The organism is Pseudomonas sp. VE 267-6A, from assembly GCF_024126555.1.
Taxonomy (GTDB): domain Bacteria; phylum Pseudomonadota; class Gammaproteobacteria; order Pseudomonadales; family Pseudomonadaceae; genus Aquipseudomonas; species Aquipseudomonas palmensis.
Genome location: NZ_JAMYBY010000015.1, coordinates 61,282 through 80,128, shown reverse-complemented (window position 1 = coordinate 80,128; position 18,847 = coordinate 61,282). Strand labels below are relative to the sequence as shown.

At 66.7% G+C, this 18,847-nt stretch carries 18 protein-coding genes; 4 read left to right on the top strand and 14 right to left on the bottom strand.

Translation table 11 applies throughout. The features are described from left to right. Positions 1–29 precede the first annotated feature (29 nt). Positions 30–572, top strand: a complete 543-nt coding sequence (gene thpR, locus NJH59_RS18300; protein WP_043861354.1) for an RNA 2',3'-cyclic phosphodiesterase — start codon at positions 30–32, stop codon at positions 570–572. A 44-nt stretch (positions 573–616) separates the two neighbouring features. Continuing rightward, positions 617–1,327 carry a hypothetical protein gene (locus tag NJH59_RS18295; protein ID WP_253087142.1) on the top strand — a complete coding sequence of 237 codons (711 nt, stop codon included), beginning with the start codon at positions 617–619 and terminating at the stop codon, positions 1,325–1,327. 65 nt (positions 1,328–1,392) lie between these two features. Here NJH59_RS18295 and NJH59_RS18290 read toward each other — a convergent pair whose 3' ends face one another. The 4 genes from NJH59_RS18290 to NJH59_RS18275 form a co-directional block, all read right to left on the bottom strand. After that, positions 1,393–2,286: an AraC family transcriptional regulator gene (locus NJH59_RS18290; RefSeq protein WP_054914598.1), complete on the bottom strand. Its 894-nt coding sequence runs from the start codon at positions 2,284–2,286 to the stop codon at positions 1,393–1,395. A 105-nt stretch (positions 2,287–2,391) separates the two neighbouring features. After that, positions 2,392–2,739: a cupin domain-containing protein gene (locus NJH59_RS18285; RefSeq protein WP_043861356.1), complete on the bottom strand. Its 348-nt coding sequence runs from the start codon at positions 2,737–2,739 to the stop codon at positions 2,392–2,394. Positions 2,740–2,748: 9 nt separating this feature from the next. Then, positions 2,749–4,155, bottom strand: coding sequence for an FAD-binding oxidoreductase (locus NJH59_RS18280; RefSeq protein ID WP_054914599.1), 1,407 nt, complete (start codon positions 4,153–4,155; stop codon positions 2,749–2,751). Further along, a complete protein-coding gene (locus NJH59_RS18275; RefSeq protein WP_043861358.1) occupies positions 4,152–5,183 on the bottom strand; it encodes an ABC transporter substrate-binding protein in 1,032 nt (343 codons plus the stop codon). The genes NJH59_RS18280 and NJH59_RS18275 overlap by 4 nt, the downstream gene beginning before the upstream one ends. Positions 5,184–5,359: 176 nt before the next feature. On the opposite strand from NJH59_RS18275, the gene NJH59_RS18270 reads away from it, so the two are divergent. Next, complete coding sequence (locus NJH59_RS18270) at positions 5,360–6,841, top strand: PucR family transcriptional regulator ligand-binding domain-containing protein (RefSeq protein WP_253087141.1); 1,482 nt, start codon at positions 5,360–5,362, stop codon at positions 6,839–6,841. A 3-nt stretch (positions 6,842–6,844) separates the two neighbouring features. On the opposite strand, the gene NJH59_RS18265 is transcribed toward NJH59_RS18270, so the two are convergent. The 8 genes from NJH59_RS18265 to NJH59_RS18230 form a co-directional block, all read right to left on the bottom strand. Beyond that, positions 6,845–7,783, bottom strand: a complete 939-nt coding sequence (locus NJH59_RS18265; RefSeq protein WP_253087140.1) for a LysR family transcriptional regulator — start codon at positions 7,781–7,783, stop codon at positions 6,845–6,847. A gap of 27 nt (positions 7,784–7,810) precedes the next feature. Then, positions 7,811–8,785 carry a quinone oxidoreductase gene (locus NJH59_RS18260; protein WP_058540118.1) on the bottom strand — a complete coding sequence of 325 codons (975 nt, stop codon included), beginning with the start codon at positions 8,783–8,785 and terminating at the stop codon, positions 7,811–7,813. 125 nt (positions 8,786–8,910) lie between these two features. Next, positions 8,911–9,219, bottom strand: coding sequence for an AzlD domain-containing protein (locus tag NJH59_RS18255; RefSeq protein ID WP_043861362.1), 309 nt, complete (start codon positions 9,217–9,219; stop codon positions 8,911–8,913). Further along, the gene (locus NJH59_RS18250; protein WP_043861363.1) at positions 9,209–9,925 is read right to left on the bottom strand and encodes an AzlC family ABC transporter permease; all 717 of its coding nucleotides are present in this window, start codon (positions 9,923–9,925) and stop codon (positions 9,209–9,211) included. Before NJH59_RS18250 ends, NJH59_RS18255 begins: the two co-directional genes overlap by 11 nt. Before the next feature lie 161 nt (positions 9,926–10,086). After that, on the bottom strand, positions 10,087–10,584 hold the full coding sequence (locus NJH59_RS18245) for a VOC family protein (protein ID WP_058540117.1): 498 nt from the start codon (positions 10,582–10,584) through the stop codon (positions 10,087–10,089). A 37-nt stretch (positions 10,585–10,621) separates the two neighbouring features. Next, a complete protein-coding gene (gene dsdC / locus NJH59_RS18240; protein WP_054914605.1) occupies positions 10,622–11,560 on the bottom strand; it encodes a DNA-binding transcriptional regulator DsdC in 939 nt (312 codons plus the stop codon). 14 nt (positions 11,561–11,574) lie between these two features. Then, a complete protein-coding gene (locus NJH59_RS18235) occupies positions 11,575–12,927 on the bottom strand; it encodes a D-serine ammonia-lyase (protein WP_253087139.1) in 1,353 nt (450 codons plus the stop codon). Between the two features lie 37 nt (positions 12,928–12,964). Beyond that, a complete protein-coding gene (locus tag NJH59_RS18230; RefSeq protein WP_210014905.1) occupies positions 12,965–14,308 on the bottom strand; it encodes a gluconate:H+ symporter in 1,344 nt (447 codons plus the stop codon). Between the two features lie 217 nt (positions 14,309–14,525). Here NJH59_RS18230 and NJH59_RS18225 point away from each other — a divergent pair, with 217 nt between their 5' ends. Beyond that, on the top strand, positions 14,526–16,238 hold the full coding sequence (locus NJH59_RS18225; protein ID WP_043861368.1) for an amidase: 1,713 nt from the start codon (positions 14,526–14,528) through the stop codon (positions 16,236–16,238). 201 nt (positions 16,239–16,439) lie between these two features. Here NJH59_RS18225 and NJH59_RS18220 read toward each other — a convergent pair whose 3' ends face one another. Then, positions 16,440–17,675, bottom strand: coding sequence for a saccharopine dehydrogenase family protein (locus tag NJH59_RS18220; RefSeq protein WP_043861369.1), 1,236 nt, complete (start codon positions 17,673–17,675; stop codon positions 16,440–16,442). 26 nt (positions 17,676–17,701) lie between these two features. Further along, positions 17,702–18,799, bottom strand: coding sequence for a carboxynorspermidine decarboxylase (gene nspC / locus NJH59_RS18215; protein ID WP_043861418.1), 1,098 nt, complete (start codon positions 18,797–18,799; stop codon positions 17,702–17,704). Between the last annotated feature and the right edge of the window lie 48 nt (positions 18,800–18,847).

Genomic DNA, 18,847 nt, shown 5'->3' with positions numbered 1-18,847 from the left:
GGCACCTGCACACATTCAAGGGAGCTTCCATGCGAGGTGAACTGCGAACCCCGGGCGAGCCGTTCAAGCGCCTGTTCATCGCCCTGCCCTGTACCGAGCAGCAATGCCGGGCCATCGGCAAATGGCGCAGCACACTGGGGATCACCCGTGGTCGTCCGGTGCCTGCGGCCAATTTTCACCTGACGCTGATGTTCCTTGGGGAAGTCGGCGTCTCGCGCCTGCCTGCGCTGTGCGACGCTATGGCGGCGGTGCCGCGCCCCGAAGGCCCGCTGCGCCTGGAGCTGGACCGGCTGGTCGCATGGCACCGCGCTGATGCACTGGTGCTGGAGCCCACGCAGACGCCGGTGGCCTTGCGTCAATGGGTGTATGCCCTGCAGCAGGCGTTGCTGCCGCTGGGCGTGGAAGACAGCGTGCGTGAGTTTCGTGCGCACCTGACGCTGGTGCGCGACTACCCGGGTGATGTACCGGAGACGCCGGAGCCACCGGCGTTCAGATTGAACATCGACGATTTCGTGTTGTTCGAGTCCAGTGGCGGCCGCTACAAGCCGATAGCGCAGTGGCCGCTGGCGTGAACCCCTGCCGACCGTAGTGTCGGCGCTGACTGGCAAGGAAGAGCATGTATTACTGGAACAAGGACAATTTCGAAGGCCTCAGGCGCATTGGCGAGGTCTATGCCTCCCGTGAAGGCTTTGCCGGTTTCTCGCGGTATTGCCTGCTGCGCGAACAGGGCCTGAAAAAGCCGGCGCTCAAGGCGCTGGACGAGTTTCTCGACGGTGCGCGTCAGCGGGAGGTGGGCCAGCAGCGGGCGATTGTCTGCGAGATTGCCGACCTTGCCTTCAGCAACAGTGGTGCGCACCAGTTGTTGTCGCATGCCTTGACCCGCTACCTCAGGCAGGTGCTGCGAGCCTGGTGCGACGAGGGCCCGGCGTTGGCCGAGCCTTATCGCTGGATGGGCAAGCTGACGGGCGAGTCGGCGTGGCTCCAGGCGGCACTGGCGCACGACCCGCAGGATCAGGTGGCGTTGCGGCAGTTGGCGCTGGATGAGCTGGGCGAGGTTGATTTCATGGTTCATCACCTGCATGAGTCGGTGTTTCTGGGTGACGTTACCGTTGCGGCGACGAAGCTTGCGCGTGCCAGTGCGCTGGCGCGGTTGATCGTGGCCGAGACGACCCGCAGTTACATTGATGGTGAAGTGTGCAGCCTGCGTGAAATGCTCGAGGCCTGGGCGCAGTATCAGGCGGGTGATCGGGCGGTGGGGTTTGCCCAGTGGTGCGAGGCGCAGGCGCATGAGTTCCGGTTCTTGAAGAGCTACTACTACACCGAATGAGGAGTGGCCCACCTCTATTGTAGGAGCCGGCCTTGCCGGCGAACGAGCGCCACGCGCTCGCCGCCCTAGAGATAAGCCTGCTCCCGCCCCGGGCTGCGCTCGAAATGCCGCTTGTACTCGCGGCTGAACTGCGACGTGCTCTGATACCCCACCCGATGCGCCACCTGCGCCACACCCAACCCCTCGCCTATCAACATCTGCTGCGCCTTGAGCAAACGCAACCGCTTGAGGTACTGGATCGGCGACAGCAACGTGCAGCGCTTGAAGTGCTCATGAAACGTCGAGGTACTCATGTTCGCCCGCCCCGCCAACGCCTCCACGCTCAACGGCTCGGCGTAATGCTCGCGCAAATGGCTGAGGGCTGCAGCGATGCGCGCAAAATGCCCCTGCTGCTCCACCAGCGCCCGCAGCACCCCGGCCTGCGGCCCACGCAAGGCCACGTACAACACCTCGCGCACTCGCGCCGCCCCCATCACCCGGCTTTCCAGCGGGTCGTGCAGGCAACGCAGCAGCCGCTCCACGCTCTCGCGCATCGGCGCATCCAGCGCCGCTGATGTCATGGACTCGGGCGTCTGCGCCGCCACCACCTGCCCAGCCCCCAGCCCCATGCTCTGCACCAGTTCGCTCAGCACCGTGCGGTCGATCGCCACCGACACGCCCAGCAGGGGTTCATCTTCGGTGGCGAAGGTTTCGCACATGAACGGCACCGACAGTGCCTGCACCAGGTAGTGGCCAGCCCCATATTCCAGGGTGCGCGGCCCCAGCCGGGCCAGTTTGCTGCCCTGGGCCAGGATCATCAGGCTAGGTTCGTAGATCTGCGGGCTGCTCGCCACGTAGTGGCTCCAGGACAACACCTGCACCTGCGGCAGGTGGGTGTCGACCGGGCCCGGGCGGGTGGCAAGGGGTTGGATCAGGGCGCAAAGCGTGGCATTGGCATCGGCGTGGCAGGTGAGCTGCATGGGGTACCGCATCAGAGGATCAGACACGCGCATCATCGCAGATTCGCTGCCCACCGCCACTACCGCACGCCCGATCCCGGAGGATCAGGCATGACTATCGGAGCATTAACCCAGGATCAGGTAGGTCTTGCGTACCGTCTGGCGCACGTCCCAGGTGCCCTGGCTGTTGGCGGCAAAGTACAGCGCATCGCCGGCACCGAACGGGATAGGTTCGCCACCCTCGGGGGTGAAGCTGCCCTCGCCACTGATGATGTAGCTGTACTCGGCCTGCACCACCTGGCGCCGGAAGCGCCCCGGCGTGCATTCCCACAAGCCGGTGCTGGCGCCCTGCCCGGCCAGCTCCTGGTGCAACGCGGTACGCGCCATGGCTACCGGCTCGCCCAGGGGGGCGCCGACTGCCGCGCTGGGGCCGAAGGCGGTGTCGTCTTCAAGGTGAATCAGTACAGGGTTCATGTGCAGTCCTCAGGATTTGTCTTCAAGCCCGGCCGGGGCCAGGCGGGCCAGCATGCAATCGAGACGGCCGGCGGTGTGGCCGGCCATTTCGGCGCGCTCCTTGCGTATCACGGCGTTGCGCACCAGCGAACCGCCCACATACCGCAGCGGCTCCGGCGGGAAGGCCTTGCAGTTGCGCCCCACCAGTGCACAGGTGCTCCAGGCATCCTTGCGCCCCAGGGCCAGGCTGGCCAGGATGCGCCCGCCCAGGCGGCTGGGGCCCACGCCGTTGCCGCTCCAGCCGATGCCGTAGTGGATGTTGCCCTGCTCGCCCAGGCCGCCGAAGGTCGGCAGGCTGTCGTAGGTGCGGTCGATGGGCCCCGACCAGGTATGGGTGATGCGCACGTCATCGAGCATCGGGTAGGTACGGCGCAGGTCGGCCTCGGTCAGCGCGATGCTGCCCGGGTCGTGGCTGAACACCGGCCCGATCCTGCCGCCGTAGGCTATCGCCCCGGTGCCCTTGCCGAAGGCGATACGGCCATCCACGGTGGTGCGGTAGTAGTCGACCATCAGTTGCGAATCGGTGATCGACTCGGCGCCGGTCCAGCCCATCTGTTCCAGGCGGGTCGCCACCGGCTCGGTGAGCACGATGGAACTGTTGACCGGGGTGATCAGGCGCGCCAGTTGCGGCAAGGCAGCCGCCCAGGCATTGGTGGCCAGCACCACCGAGCCGGCACGGATGCGCGCCTGCGGGGTCAGCACCTGCACCGGTGTGCCGGGCTGGATATCGCTGACCGCGGTACCCTCGGCAATCACCACCCCCGCCTCCAGCGCCACCCGGCGCATGCCGCGCACCAGGGCGCCGGGTTGCACGGTGGCGTTGCTGCGTTCGAACACGCCGGCCAGGTGCACCTTCGAGCCACAACGGCGCGCCACCTCGGCAGCCGGCACCCGCTCGAACGGCGTCACCCCAAGGCGGGCACAGGCGGCCAGCGTGGCGTTCCAGGTGTCGATGTGCGCGGGGCTGGTGGCCGTCCACAGCCAGCCCTTCTGGCGAAAGTGCGCGTCGATCTGGTGCTGCTGGCAGAACTCGCCCAGCTCGCTGATCGCGCGCTCGGCGCTGTGCCCCAGAAACAGCGCCTGCTCCGGGGTGCAGAAGCTCGCCAGGGTGCCGACCTTGGGCCACCACGACATCACGAAGCCGCCGTTGCGCCCCGAGGCGCCCCCGCCGCACACGTCCTGTTCCAGCACCATCACACGGATATCCGGCTCATGTTCCTTGAGGGTCAGGGCGGTCCACAGGCCGACGAAGCCGCCACCGACGATCACCACATCGGCGTCGTGCTCACCCTGCAGCGCCGGGCCGGGTTTGAGGCTGGGCTCGGCGCTTTCCAGCCAGTAGCTGCGTTTGAGCGGTGCGCTGGGGGTCAGTTTCATGAGCGTGCCGCCCAGGCATTGAAGCGCTGTTCGAGCAGTTCGCCGTGGTCGGCCCAGAAGCTTGCGTTCATCGGCAACTGGCCTTGCAGGTTGGGGCTGCCGGTGGGCAGCTCGCTGACCCGCTGCTCGCTCAGCAGGCCCAGGGCCTCGCGGTTGACCGGCCCGTAGGCGATCTGTTCGGCGTAGCCCTTCTGCTGCTCGGCCTTGAGGGTGTGGTTGATGAACTTCAGTGCTTCGTCGCGCTTCTTGGCCCCACGCGGGATGGCCCAGGCGTCCATGTCATAGATGCCGCCATTCCACACGATGCGCAGCGGGGTCTGGCTCTGCACCGCGCTGATCCGGCCGCTGTAGGCCGAGCTCATCACCACGTCGCCCGAGGCCAGGTATTGCGGCGGCTGGGCGCCGGCCTCCCACCACTGGATGCTCGACTTGATCTGGTCGAGCTTGGCGAAGGCGCGGTCCTGGCCTTCACGGGTGGCCAGCAGGGTGTAGACATCGGCCGCCGGCACGCCGTCGGCCAGCAGGGCGAATTCCAGGGTGTACATGGCGCCCTTGCGCAGCCCGCGCTTGCCGGGGAATTTCTCCAGGTTCCAGAAGTCGTCCCAGCTGGTGGGGGCCACCTTGAGCTTGTCGGCGTTGTAGGCGATCACCGTCGACCACACGAAAAAGCCCACGCCGCACGGCTGTACCGCACCGGGCAGCAGTTGCGCGGCCACGGCCGGGTCGGGGGCGAACTCTTCGAGCAGGCCTTCTTCACAGGCGCGTGCCAGCTCGGGCATCTCCATCTCGACCACGTCCCACGAGACGCTGCCGGTATCGACCATCACCTTGACCTTGGCCATCTCGCCATTGAACTCGCCGGCCACGATGCGGGTGCCGGTCTGTGCCTGGTAGGTGTCATAGAAGGCCGCCACCTGTGCGGCCTTGTTGGCCCCGCCGTGGGACACCACGGTGAGGTCGGCCAGCGCCGATGTGCTGCACGCAGCGGCAGCGATCAGGGTGAGCGAAAAGGCCAGATTCTTGTGCATTGTTATGTTCTCCGGGTCGGGATGGCTCAGTAGGCCAAGTGTCGAGCCGCAGCCGAGTCGCCACAATCAGACGCAAACAAGATTCAGCCGCGCACCTTCATACGTTCGTACAAAGCCGTTCAAAGGCGCGCCATGCCCGGTTACACTGGTCGTCACCCTGCCCCGGAAGCTGCCCCATGGCCCTGTCTGTCAGCGACATCATCGCCCTGCCCGAACTGCGCACCCGCGTCATCAGCGGTGCCGGAGGGCTGGGCAAGCCGGTGCGCTGGGCCCACGTGTGCGAACTGGCCGACCCCAGCGAATGGCTGGGCGACGCCGACCTGCTGATGACCACCGGCATCGGCATACCCGCCGATGCCGATGCCCAGCGCGCGTACGTGGAAAACCTCGCGGGCGCTGGCCTGGCGGGCATGATGATCGGCGAGAACATGCAGGCCCCGGCCAACCTCGAGGCCTTGATGGAGCGGGCCGACGCCCTGGATTTTGCGGTGATGTTCACCCACTACGGCGTGCCCTTCGCCGCCGTCACGCGGGCCATCGTCGATGCCGGCCAGCAGGAGGAGCAGGCGCGCCGCAATGCCATCACCCGGGTCTACGAAAGTGCCCGCATGAGCATCCAGGGGCTGGGCCTGGGCGCACTGCTCAAGCGCCTGGAAAAGGACGTGCAGGCGCGCCTGACCCTGCTCGACGCCGCCTCGCTCGCGCCCTGGCGCGACGCACTGGGCGGCCTGCCGGCAAGCCAGCGCCAATGGCTGGCAGCCCGCCAGCGCGACACCTCGGGCAACCGACCGGTGGTGCAGCGCCATGCGCTGGAGGCGGGCGAGCTGCTGGTGATGGCGCTGCCGTCCCAGGCCGACTGCCTGCTGGTGGCCGAAGGTGACGGGCTGCTCGACTACGGCCTGTTGCACCATGTGGTGGCGGTGCTGGGCATCGAGCTGGAGCGCCTGCGGGTCGACAACGAGCGCAACCTGCGCCTGGGCTCCGAGCTGCTGGACGACCTGTTGCAGCAGCGTCTGCCGGCGCATCAGGCACAACAGCGCCTGGCCGCCTTCGACATCGGCGCCGAACAGGCCTGCCTGCTGCTCGGCCGCGCCGCCGGGGTGTCACCGGCGGCCTGCGACGAAGCCCTGCAACGCCAGGGTCGTCGCGTGCTGATTCGGGTTCAGGGCGATGACCTGATCGTGCTCGGCGCCGCCGAGTGCATCCCGCAGTTGCAGGCGCAACTGCAGGCGCCGCTGGGGGTGAGCAACCCGCTGGGCCACGCCGGGCGCAGTGTCGAGGCGCTGCGCGAGGCGCGCCTGGCACTGGCCCACACCAGCGCCGCGCAACCGCTGGTGACCTACGCCCAGGCCGGCGCCAGCGTACCGTGGCTGGCGCAGAGCCTGGATGAAGCCGAACGTACTTTCCGCAACGTACTGGGCCCGCTGGCCGACTACGACAGCCAGCAGAACACCCAGCTGCTGCACACCCTGCAGGTGTTTCTGCAACACAACCGCTCGTGGCTGGCGGCGGCCGCGCAGCTGCACGTGCACAAGCAGACGCTGGTGTACCGCATGCGCCGCATCGAAGAGATCACCGGCCGCTCGCTGGACAGTACCGAGGACGTGGCCACGCTGTGGTTCGCCTTGCGCGCGGCGCGCATGGCGGGGCTGGCCTGAGTGCTATGCGGCAGACGCCCCAGCGCGCTGCCATGGCGCCCCCTTGGCGAAGGCCGCCTCCATCCAGTGCTTGAACGCCAGGGTAGTGGCCGTGGTGAAGCGCGCCGAAGGCCGCATCAGGTAGATGCCCGACGCCGAGTCCAGCTGCCACTGGGGTAGCACCCGCACCAGGCGCCCCTCGGCCAGGTCCTGGTGCATCATCCAGTCGCCACCGGCCAGAATCCCCACGCCGCTGCGCGCTGCCACCAGCAGTGCTTCATTGTCATTGCTGATCAGGCTGCCCTGCACCCGCACCGTCTGCTGCCCGCCCTGCCCGTTCAGGCGCCAGTCGGGGAACGAACGCAAGCCGCTGAAACCCAGGCAATTGTGCCCGGCCAGGTCGGCTGGCCGTTGCGGTGCGCCGTGACGATGCAGATAGGCCGGCGCAGCGCACAGGATGCGCGTGTGCTCGCACAGCTTGCGCGCCACCAGCCGGTTGTCGGCCAGCTCGCCGACGCGCACGGCCACGTCGAAGCCTTCGCCCACGATATCGACGAAGCGGTCGGCATAGTCGACGTCGACGGTCACCTCGGGGTAGGCCAGGGAAAACCCGGCCACCAGCGGGCTCAGCCAGCGCCGGCCCATCGCCCCCGGCAGCGCCACGCGTAGCCGCCCGCGCACCTGCGCCGCACCGTTGCAGGCCTCGAGTTCGGCCGTGCTGATCAGGCTGGCGGCATGCTGCAGGCGCTCCACCAGCCGCGTGCCCTCGTCGGTGAAGCGCAGTTGCCGGGTGGTTCGCTCCACCAGGCGGATACCCAGGCGCTGCTCCAGAGCCGCCAGGCGCTTGGACAGCACCGAGGCATGGCGTTGCAGCACCCGGCCGGCGGCAGCGAACGAGCCGTGCTCGTGCAGCGCCAGCAAGGTGGCAAATTCATCGGCCTGACGGCTGTCGAAAGGGTCCATCGGTGAGGTCGGCCTCGTGCGCGTCGGTCAGGGGATCAGCACGACCGCCCCCTGGGACCGGCCTTGCTCGATGGCAGCATGGGCGCTGGCCACGTCGGCCAGGGGGTAGCGTTGCCATATGTGCGGCTGGATGATACCCGCCGCCAGTGCATCCAGCACATCCTGTGCGCGCTGCTGGTACTCCTGGGGGCTGGCGGTATGTGCCGCCAGTGACGGCCGGGTGAGGAACAGCGAGCCCTTGGCGTTCAGCGTGCCCACCTCGACCGCTGGGGGCACGCCGCTGGTGGCGCCGAACGACACCAGCGTGCCGCGCGGGCGCAGGCTGTCCAGCGACGCCTCCCAGCTCACCCGGCCGACCGAGTCGTAGACCACATCGACCTTGTGGCCCTGGGTCAGCTCGCTCACCTGGGCCGCCAACGTGGCTGCGTCGAACACCAGCACCGCATTGCAGCCGGCCGCCTTGGCGCGCTCGACGCTTTGCGCCCTGGACACCACACCAATCACATGGGCGCCCAGGTGCCTGGCCCACGGCACCATGATCTGCCCTACCGCCCCCGCCGCACCGTAGATCAGCACACGCGTGCCGGGGCCTACCGGGTAGCTCGCCTTGAGCAGGTACTGGGCGGTAATGCCCTTGAACAGCACGGCAGCCGCGTCTTCGAACGACACGGCAGCGGGCAGCCTGACCAGGCGCTCGGCCGGGTACAGGCGTGCACTGGCATAGCCACCCAGCGGCCCGGTGGCATAGGCCACACGGTCGCCCACGGCCACCTCGGTCACGCCCGCCCCCAGCGCCCGCACGGTGCCGGCACCTTCCAGGCCCAGCGCGGACGGCAACGCAATCGGCACAGTGCCCTTGCGCTGGTTGATGTCCAACGGGTTGACGCCGATCGCGGCCTGTTCAAGCCACACCTGGCCCGGGCCTGGCGCTTGCACGGCGCCGGCCTGAAGCTGCATCACCTCGGGGGCGCCTACCGCCTGGAGCGTGATTGAAGTCACCATGATGTTGCCTCTTGCAGTGGTTGAAGGTCTGCAAAGGCTAATTAGCGCACCCGTAAACGACAATACAGCGCCATTGCCGAACATATGTGCACCTGATGCAGCAATTCCAGGTGCCCTTCGGCCCCCTACAGCGCCCGCACCAGCGCCGCTGCCACAATGCCTGCCGCAATCGCCGGCAGCGGCTTTTTCACCAGCAGCATCACCACCGCCGTGCTCAGCAGCGCCAGGCGTGCGCCGTTGTCGCCGTTCACCGCCAACGGCGTCAGCACCGCCACCAGCACCGAGCCGGACATCGCGCTGATGAACTGCTGCACGCGGTAGTTGATGGGCACGAACGACATCACGAACACACCCCCCCAACGGGTGGCCAGGGTCACCAGGCCCATGATCACCACCAGCAGCAGCGTGCCGGCGCCTGCAGTTTCAACGTTCATGCTTGTTCTCCATCCACACCACACCCAGAATGCCGCCCGCCAGCGCGCCCACCACCACGTGGCTGTTCTCCGGCAGGTACCAGTAGGCCAGCAGCGACGAACCGGCCGCCACGATCCAGATCATCAGCATGCGCAGGCTCTTGTGCCCGCCCAGCACCATCGCCAGCAGAAAGCAGCCCATCACCATGTCCAGGCCCAGGCTGACCGGGTCGTGGATCGCATTGCCGAAATGCAGCCCCAGCCAACTGCCCAGGCACCACGCCGACCACAGCGCGATACCGCCGCCCAGCACCAGGCCCAGGCCCGGCTTGCCGGCGTTCAATGCCTGCATGGCCATCGCCCAGTTGGCGTCGGACACCACCAGCATCACGCCGTAGCGCCGGGCAGTGGGCAGCTCGCGCAGCCACGGGTACAGCGTGGCGCCCATCAGCAGGTGACGGGCATTGATGGCGAACACGGTGATAATCAGCGGCACCAGCGGTACCTGCTCGCCCCACAGTTCCAGCGCGGCGAACTGCGAAGCGCCGGCGAACACCAGTGCGCTCATCAGCAGGGTCGCCGCGTCCCCCAGCCCGGTCTGGGCTGCAGCGAGGCCGAAGGCCACACCGAACACCACGACGAACAGGGAAATCGGCAAGAGTTGCTTGAAGCCAGCCCAGACGTCGCTCCACGCAAGCCTGGATAGATGCTTCTCTACGGTTGACAAGGCACAGCCTCCTTCGTGTGGCGATCTTGTCATGCACCGGCCCGAAGGGGCGCATGCCGAACCGCTCGTTTTATAGTGACGCACGCGCGCGCTGGCGTGCGGGCGCTACTATGCCCGCACACACGCGCGTCACAAAGCCTGTTGTGCAGTTGTCGGCGAATTTACTCTCGCGTCGGTGCCTGGGGTCGCAAGGCGGCCTCGATGGCGGCGATGTCTATCTTGTCCATCTGCATCATCGCGTCGAAGGCACGCTTGGCCGCAGCCGGGTCGGGGTGAGTGATCGCGGCGGTCAGCGCGCGCGGGGTGATCTGCCACGACAGCCCCCACTTGTCCTTGCACCAGCCGCACACGCTGGCCTGGCCGCCGTTGCCGATGATCGCCTGCCACAGGCGGTCGGTCTCGGCCTGGTCGTCGGTGGCCACCTGGAACGAGAACGCCTCGCTGTGATGGAAGGCCGAGCCGCCATTGAGTCCCAGGCACGGGATGCCCATGACCGTGAACTCCACGGTCAGCACATCGCCCTGCTTGCCGGCAGGGAAGTCGCCGGGGGCACGGTGCACGGCGCCCACCGCGCTGTCGGGAAAGATGCTGGCGTAAAAGGTGGCAGCCTCCAGCGCCGCGCCGTCGTACCAGAGGCAGATCGTGTTCTTGCTGTTCATCGTGGTTCTCCACAGAAAAGCGACAGACCTCTGCAGTCTAGTCGCCCGCGGCGCAACCCTTGAGCCAGTCGATCAGTACCTGCACCCGCCGGGGCAACGGGTCGCGCGGCGGGTGAACCAGAAAGTAGTCATAGCGCCCCGGCTGGGAAAACCCGCCGAACGGCAGCACCAGCTCGCCCTGGTCGATACGCGCCTGCACCAGGCGCTGGCGGCCGATGGCGATACCGGCGTGGTGGATGGCCGCCGTCACGCACAGGTCCGACCGGTCGAAGGTCAGGCCGCGCTGCGGCAAGGCGTCCAGCAGCCCCTGCTGGCCAGCCCACAATTGCCACTCGGCATCGAACACCGCGTTCTCCCAGGCCAGTGCATCGTGCAGCAAGGTGCACTGGCGCAGATTGGCAGGGTTGTCGAACAGCTGGTGCAGCTCGGCATAGCGCGGGCTGCACACCGGGGCGATGGTCTCGCTCATCAGCGCATGGCTGACCAGGCCGGGAAACTCGCCATTGGCGTACAGCAGCGCCAGGTCGATGTTGTGCGTGCGAAAGTCGACCGCATCGTTGCCCACCCGCACGTCCAGCGCGATGTTCGGATAGCGCTGGTGGAAGTCGGCCAGGCGCGGCACCAGCCAGCATTGCGCTGCGGACGGGCGCGCGTACAACGCCACCGCCCCGCGCAGCTCGGCCTCGGGCGATGGCTCCAGGGCATCGCCCAGCTGCTCCATCACCCCCTGCAGTATCGCGAACACCCGCTCGCCCTCGGCTGTCAGGCGTATGCGCCGGGTCAGCCGCTCGAACAGGCGCAGCGCCAGGGCCTGCTCCAGGCGGGCGATACGGTGGCTCACCGCACTGGGGGTCAGGCACAGCTCCTCGGCTGCCTGGGCAAAGCTCAGGTGCCGCGCCGCCACCAGAAAGGTGTGCAGGTTGGCAAATTGCGAGCTGTTCAGGCGTGCGCTCAAACGCGGGGGCAGGTTCAGCATTGGGGCAGGTTCCGCTAGTGTCCGGCCAGCAGTGTACGGCCCTGCGCCAGGTACGCCTGCATTTCATCGTCCGGCACCATGCTGCCGCCGGTGCCCCACACCAGGTGCGTGGCATTGGCCAGGCGCTGCGCGCTCAGGCCCAGGCGCTGGCGATAGCCCTGCCGTTCCCCGGTCACCCGCAGGAACCCCGGCAGCCCGGCCAGCGCCGAGGGTTCCAGGCGATGGCCCTCGATGGCTTCAAGTTGCGCCAGTTGCCGATACAGCTGCTCGTCGGTAACGGTGTAGTAGCCGTCGATCAGGCGCTGCATGGAGCGCCCGACAAACCCGGACGGGCGCCCCACCGCCAGGCCGTCGGCGGCGGTGCGGTTGTCGATGCCGAAGTCGTACACGCTGACCTGCTCGTGCAGCCCGGTGTACACCCCCAGCAGCATGCAGGGCGAATGGGTCGGCTCGGCGAACACGCAGTGCACCGCGTCGGCGAAGATCTGCTTCAGACCGAATGCCACCCCGCCAGGGCCGCCACCAACGCCGCATGGCAGGTAGACGAACAGCGGGTGCTCGGCATCCACCCTGATGCCCGCCGCCTCGAGCTGGCGTTGCAGGCGACGCGCCGCCACCGCGTAGCCGAGGAACAGGTTGATGGAGTTTTCGTCATCGACGAAATGGCAGCGCGGGTCGGCCTCGGCCTGCTGGCGCCCCTGCTCCACCGCCACGCTGTAGTCGGACGCATACTCGATCACCTCCACCCCGCAACTGCGCAGGCGGTCCTTCTTCCACTGCCGGGCGTCGGCCGACATGTGCACGCTGGCCTTGAAGCCCAGGCTCGCACTCATGATGCCGATGGACAGGCCCAGGTTGCCGGTGGAGCCGACCGCCACGCTGTACTGGCCGAAAAATGCCCGCGCGCGGTCGCTGTCGAGGCTGGCGTAGTCATCCCCAGGCTGCAGGATGCCCGCCGCCAATGCGAGGTCTTCGGCGTGCTTGAGCACCTCGTAGATACCGCCACGCGCCTTGATCGAGCCGGAGATCGGCAGCAGGTTGTCGGCCTTGAGCCACAGCGCGCCCTGCACGGGTACCTGCGCTTCGGCGCACAGCGCGGCCTGCACCTGCGCCAACGGCAGCAGGGGCGACTCGATGATGCCCTTGCTCACCGCCGTCTGCGGGAAGGCCGAGGCAATGTAGCTGGCAAAACGTTCCAGCCGCGCGCTGGCGTCGTCCACATCGGCCAGGGTCAGCGGCACGTCGCCCAGCGCCTGCGCTGTCGGGGCCAGGCCCGGGTTGAACCAGGTGGTCGGTTGCAGGCTCACCAGGTCGGCGATCAAGGGGTGGCTGTGCTGCCACTGGTCCAGGGTCTTGTCGTGAATCATGCGGTTCTCCAGAAAAGTGACGGTAGTACGGGCAGGCTCATACCCAGTGCGACAGCAGCAGGGTCATGCCCAGGGCCACGACCGAAGCCAGCAGTGTCGCGGCAGTGAATTTTTTGAGCGCCTCGCCCAGCGACACGCCCAGGTATTCCTTGACCACCCAGAACGCCGAGTCGGTGACGGTAGTCCAGCCAATCGCGCCGGCGCCAATGGCAATGATCACGATCTCGCGGTTCTGCCCCGGCATCGCGTCCAGCAGCGGCAGCACCATGCCGGCGGCGCTGACCATTGCCACGGTGGCCGAGCCGACCGCCAGGTGCATCAGCCCGGCGACGAACCAGGCCAGCAGGATCGGGTTCAGGTCCCACTGCGACAGGGTGCTGGCCAGCACCTTGCCGACCCCGCTGTCGATCAGTACGCCATTGAAGGCACCGCCGGCACCGATGATCAACAGGATACTGGCCAGCGGGGTGAAGGAGCCGGCAGTCAGCGCCTGCAACCGGGCCATGCCCAGGCCACGGCGCAGGCCCAGCGCCCAGTAGGCGAAGCACACCGCGATGGCCAGGGCAGTGAGCGGGTTGCCGAGGAACATCATCAGCCGGTACAGCCCGGCCTCGGGCGCCAGGGTCATGCTGGCCAGGGTCTTGCCCACCATCAGCAGCAGCGGCAGCAGAATCACCAGCAGGGTCAGGCCCAGGCCCGGCATCGACTGGCCAGCGGCTGGCGTGGCGGCAGGCTCTGCCGCGGCCTGCGCGTCGGGCGCGGCGTGCCGCGGGCACACCAGCGTGGCCCATACCGGGCCGGCAATCACCGCGGTCGGCAGGCCGACGATCAGCCCGTACAGGATCACCTTGCCCACGTCGCCCCCCAGCAGCTGGGTGATGGCCATTGCCGCCGGGTGCGGCGGCAGCATGCAGTGCACGGTCATCAGCGATACGGCCAGTGGCAGGCCGACGTAGAGGATGTTGAGCCGGGTCTGGCGGGCCACCACGTAGATCAGTGGTATCAGCAACACGAAACCGACTTCGAAAAACACCGGTATGCCCACCACGAAGCCCACCAGCATCATGGCCCACGCCGTGCGCTGTTCACCCAGGGCGTCGAGGAGCGAGCGCGCAATGCGTTCGGCGCCGCCCGACACCTCCAGCAGTTTGCCCAGGATGCTGCCCAGGCCGATCACCGCCGCAAGAAAACCCAGGGTGCCGCCCATGCCCTTCTCGAACGAATCGGCGATGGCCGGCAGCGGCATGCCGGCCCCGGCGCCCACCACAAAACTGGCCAGCATCAGGGCCAGGAACGAGTGCACCCGAAACCTGACCACCAGCACCACGATCAGGCCGATGGCCGCCATCAATATCAGTAACAAACCTGCGTCTTCGTGCATGACTTCGCCTTTATTTGTTTTAGTGAGCGATTGCCGCGCAGGGCGCGGTCGGAGGCGATTAGGCGGCACGCAGGCAGGCCTTTACAAAGGATGGTTTTTCAGCGCACAGGTGATCTGAGGTCATCTGCCAGGGCCCTCGCCGGGCGGACACCTGAACCTTAAACCGCTATGATTCCCGCCATCACTCATGACCCCTTTGGCCGCTGGTAACCACCGCATGATCGAAGTCACCGAAGTTTCCATTGCGCAGCTGCGCGCCGCCCTCGAATCGGGCCAGACCACCTCGGTCGAGCTGGTGAAGGCCTACCTCGCCCGCATCGATGCCTACGACGGCGCAGACACGCCCACCGCGCTCAATGCGGTGGTGGTGCGCAACCCCGAAGCCCTGCGCGAAGCCCAGGCATCCGACGAGCGTCGTGCCCAGGGCAAGCCCCTCGGCCCGCTCGACGGCATCCCCTACACCGCCAAGGACAGTTACCTGGTCAAGGGCATGACCGCCGCCTCCGGCAGCCCGGCCTTCGCCAACCTGGTGGCCTACCGCGACGCCTTCACCATCGAGCGCCTGCGCGGCGCCGGGGCGATCTGCCTGGGCAAGACCAACATGCCGCCCATGGCCAACGGCGGCATGCAGCGCGGCGTGTATGGCCGGGCCGAAAGCCCGTACAACGCCGCCTACCTCACCGCACCCTTCGCCTCGGGCTCGTCCAACGGCGCGGGCACGGCCACGGCGGCCAGCTTCGCCGCGTTCGGCCTGGCCGAGGAAACCTGGTCCAGCGGCCGCGGCCCGGCCTCCAACAATGGCCTGTGCGCCTACACCCCTTCGCGCGGGGTGATCTCGGTGCGCGGCAACTGGCCGCTGACGCCGACCATGGACGTGGTGGTGCCCTTCGCCCGCACCATGGCCGACCTGCTCGAAGTGCTCGACGTGGTGGTGGCCGAAGACCCCGACACCCGTGGCGACCTGTGGCGCCTGCAGCCCTGGGTGCCGATCCCCAGCGTGGCCTCGGTGCGCCCCGCCGCCTACCCGCAACTAGCGGCGGACAGCGCGGCGCTGGCCGGCAAGCGCTTCGGCATCCCGCGCATGTACATCAACAAGGACCCGGATGCCGGCACCTCGGACAGCCCCGGCATCGGCGGCCCGACCGGCCAGCGCATCAACACGCGGCCTTCGGTGATCGCACTGTGGGAGGCGGCGCGCAAGGCACTGGAAGCGGCCGGTGCCGAGGTGCTCGAAGTGGATTTCCCGCTGGTATCGAACTGCGAGGGCGACCGCCCAGGTGCGCCCACCGTGTTCAATCGCGGCCTGGTGTCCAAGGCATTCCTGCACCATGAACTGTGGGACCTGACGGCCTGGGCCTTCGACGACTTCCTGCAGGCCAACGGCGACCCGCAGCTCAACCGCCTGGTGGACGTGGACGGGCCGAAGATCTTCCCCCACGACCCCGGCACCCTGCCCAACCGCGAGGGCGACCTGGCGGCGGGCATGGACGAGTATGTGCGCATGGCCGAGCGCGGCATCACGCCGTGGGACCAGATCGCTACCCTGCCCGATGGCCTGCGCGGGCTGGAGCAGACGCGGCGCATCGACCTGGAAGACTGGATGGACAGGCTGGGGCTGGATGCGGTGCTGTTCCCGACGGTGGCCGATGTGGCCCCGGCCGATGCCGATGTGAACCCCGCCTCGGCGGATATTGCCTGGAGCAACGGGGTGTGGGTGGCCAACGGCAACCTGGCGATCCGTCACCTTGGGGTGCCGACGGTGACGGTGCCGATGGGGGTGATGGCGGACATCGGCATGCCGGTGGGGCTGACCTTTGCCGGGCGGGCGTATGATGACTCGGCGTTGCTGCGCCTGGCCTCGGCGTTCGAGGCTACGGGTTCAAAGCGCTTGATACCGCCGCGAACCCCGATGCTGGCACGCCGTAAATAGATAGACGTTGGTGCCTATCGCGGGTCAAGCCCGCTCCCACAGAGAACATCACTGGGACCGAACCCAGCGCACATTTCCTGTGGGAGCGGGCTTGACCCGCGATCGAGCGCGCAGCGCTCGCAAGACCGATCGCCACGAACTATCAGACAAAAAAGGGGGACGCCATCACGGCGCCCCCCTTTTTTTGTCAGCCTGAACCCATCAGTTCCAGGGACGATCGCCGTTCTCGTCCTTGATGCGGGTCGGCAGGCCCATCACGTCCAGCGCCTTCAGGAACGGCTCGGCCGGCAGTTCCTCGACGTTGGCCATGCGCTGCACGTCCCACTCGCCACGGGCCACCAGCAGGGCCGCCGCCACCGGCGGCACGCCCGCGGTGTAGGAGATGCCCTGGCTGTCGGTCTCGGCATAGGCCTCTTCGTGATCAGCCACGTTGTAGATGAACACTTCGCGTGGCTGGCCGTCCTTGGTGCCCTTGACCAGGTCGCCAATGCAGGTCTTGCCGGTGTAGCCCGGCGCCAGCGAAGACGGATCCGGCAGCACGGCCTTGACCACCTTGAGCGGCACCACTTCCAGGCCCTCGGCGGTCTTCACCGGTTGCTCGGACAGCAGGCCCAGGTTCTTCAGTACGGTGAACACATTGATGTAGTGCTCGCCGAAGCTCATCCAGAAACGCACGTTCGGCACGTCGAGGTTCTTGGACAGCGAGTGCACTTCGTCATGGCCGGTCAGGTACAGGTTCTGCGAACCCACCACCGGCAGGTCGTCGGTACGCTTGACTTCGAACATGGTGTTGCTGGTCCACTGGCTGTTCTGCCAGCTCCACACCTGTCCGGTGAATTCACGGAAATTGATTTCCGGGTCGAAATTGGTGGCGAAATACTTGCCATGGGAGCCGGCATTGACGTCGAGAATGTCGATCGAATCAATGCGGTCGAAATACTGTTGTTGCGCCAGTGCTGCATAGGCATTGACCACACCCGGGTCGAAGCCCACGCCAAGAATGGCGGTGATGTTCTTCTGCTGGCATTCCTCGAGGTGCTTCCACTCGTAGTTGCCATACCAGGGCGGCGTCTCGCAGATCTTGCCCGGTTCTTCGTGAATGGCGGTGTCCAGGTAGGCCACGCCGGTATCGATGCAGGCACGCAGCACCGACATGTTGAGGAAGGCGGAACCGACGTTGATCACGATCTGCGATTCGGTTTCGCGGATCAGCGCCTTGGTTGCCTCGACATCCAGAGCATTGAGCGAAAAGGCCGTGATGTCGGCGGGTACCTTCAGGCTACCCTTGGCCTTGACGCTGTCGATGATGGCCTGGCATTTGGAGATGTTGCGTGACGCGATGGCAATACGACCGAGTTCGTCGTTGTGCTGCGCGCACTTGTGGGCCACCACCTTGGCGACACCTCCTGCACCAATGATAAGAACGTTTTTCTTCAATTTCTTTATCTCTCCTTTCCGCCAGCTTACGAGAGGCTGGACAGGTAGTCGTCAAAACCAAATTCGCGAACCACCTCGACAGTACCGTCAAGTTGTTTCACTACGATGGATGGCATCTTCAAACCGTTGAACCAGTTTTTCTTGACCATGGTGTAGCCTGCCGCGTCGATGAACGACAGCCGATCGCCGATGGCCAGCGGACGATCGAATTGATACTCGCCGAAGATATCCCCGGCCAGGCAGGATTTGCCGCATACCATGTAGGTGTGCTCACCCTCGCTGGGCGCCAGCTTGGCGTTGAGGCGATAGATCAGCAGGTCGAGCATGTGCGCCTCGATGGAGCTGTCGACCACGGCCAGGTGCTTGCCGTTGTACAGGGTGTCGAGCACGGTCACTTCCAGCGAAGCGCTCTGGGTGATCGCCGCTTCGCCCGGCTCCAGGTACACCTGCACGCCGTACTTCTGCGAGAACGCCTTCAGGCGCGCGCAGAATGCATCCAGTGCATAGTCTTCGCCGGTGAAGTGGATACCGCCGCCCAGGCTCACCCACTCGACCTTGTGCAGCAGCTCGCCGAAGCGCTCTTCGATGGTGTTGAGCATCTGGTCGAACAGGCCGAAATCGCCGTTCTCGCAGTTGTTGTGGAACATGAAGCCGGAGATCTGCGACATGACCGCATCGATCTTGACCGGGTCCCATTCGCCCAGGCGGCTGAACGGGCGCGCCGGGTCGGCCAGCAGGTAGTCCGAGCTGCTCACCTGCGGGTTGACGCGCAGGCCGCGCACCTTGCCTTCGGTGGCCTGGGCGTAGCGCTGCAGCTGGCCGATGGAGTTGAAGATGATCTTGTCGCAGTTCTCGATCATCTCGTCGATTTCATCGTCGGCCCAGGCCACGCTGTAGGCGTGGGTCTCGCCTTCGAACTTCTGGCGGCCGAGCTTGAGCTCGTAGAGCGAGGACGAGGTGGTGCCGTCCATGTACTGCTGCATCAGGTCGAACACCGACCAGGTGGCGAAGCACTTGAGCGCCAGCAGGGCCTTGGCCCCGGACTGTTCGCGCACATAGGCGATCTTCTGCATGTTGTGCAGCAGCTTGGTTTTGTCGATGAGGTAGTACGGCGTCTTGATCATTTCGAGGCCCCCGGCAAGGCCGGCCAAAAAAAGGACACGCATTGTGCC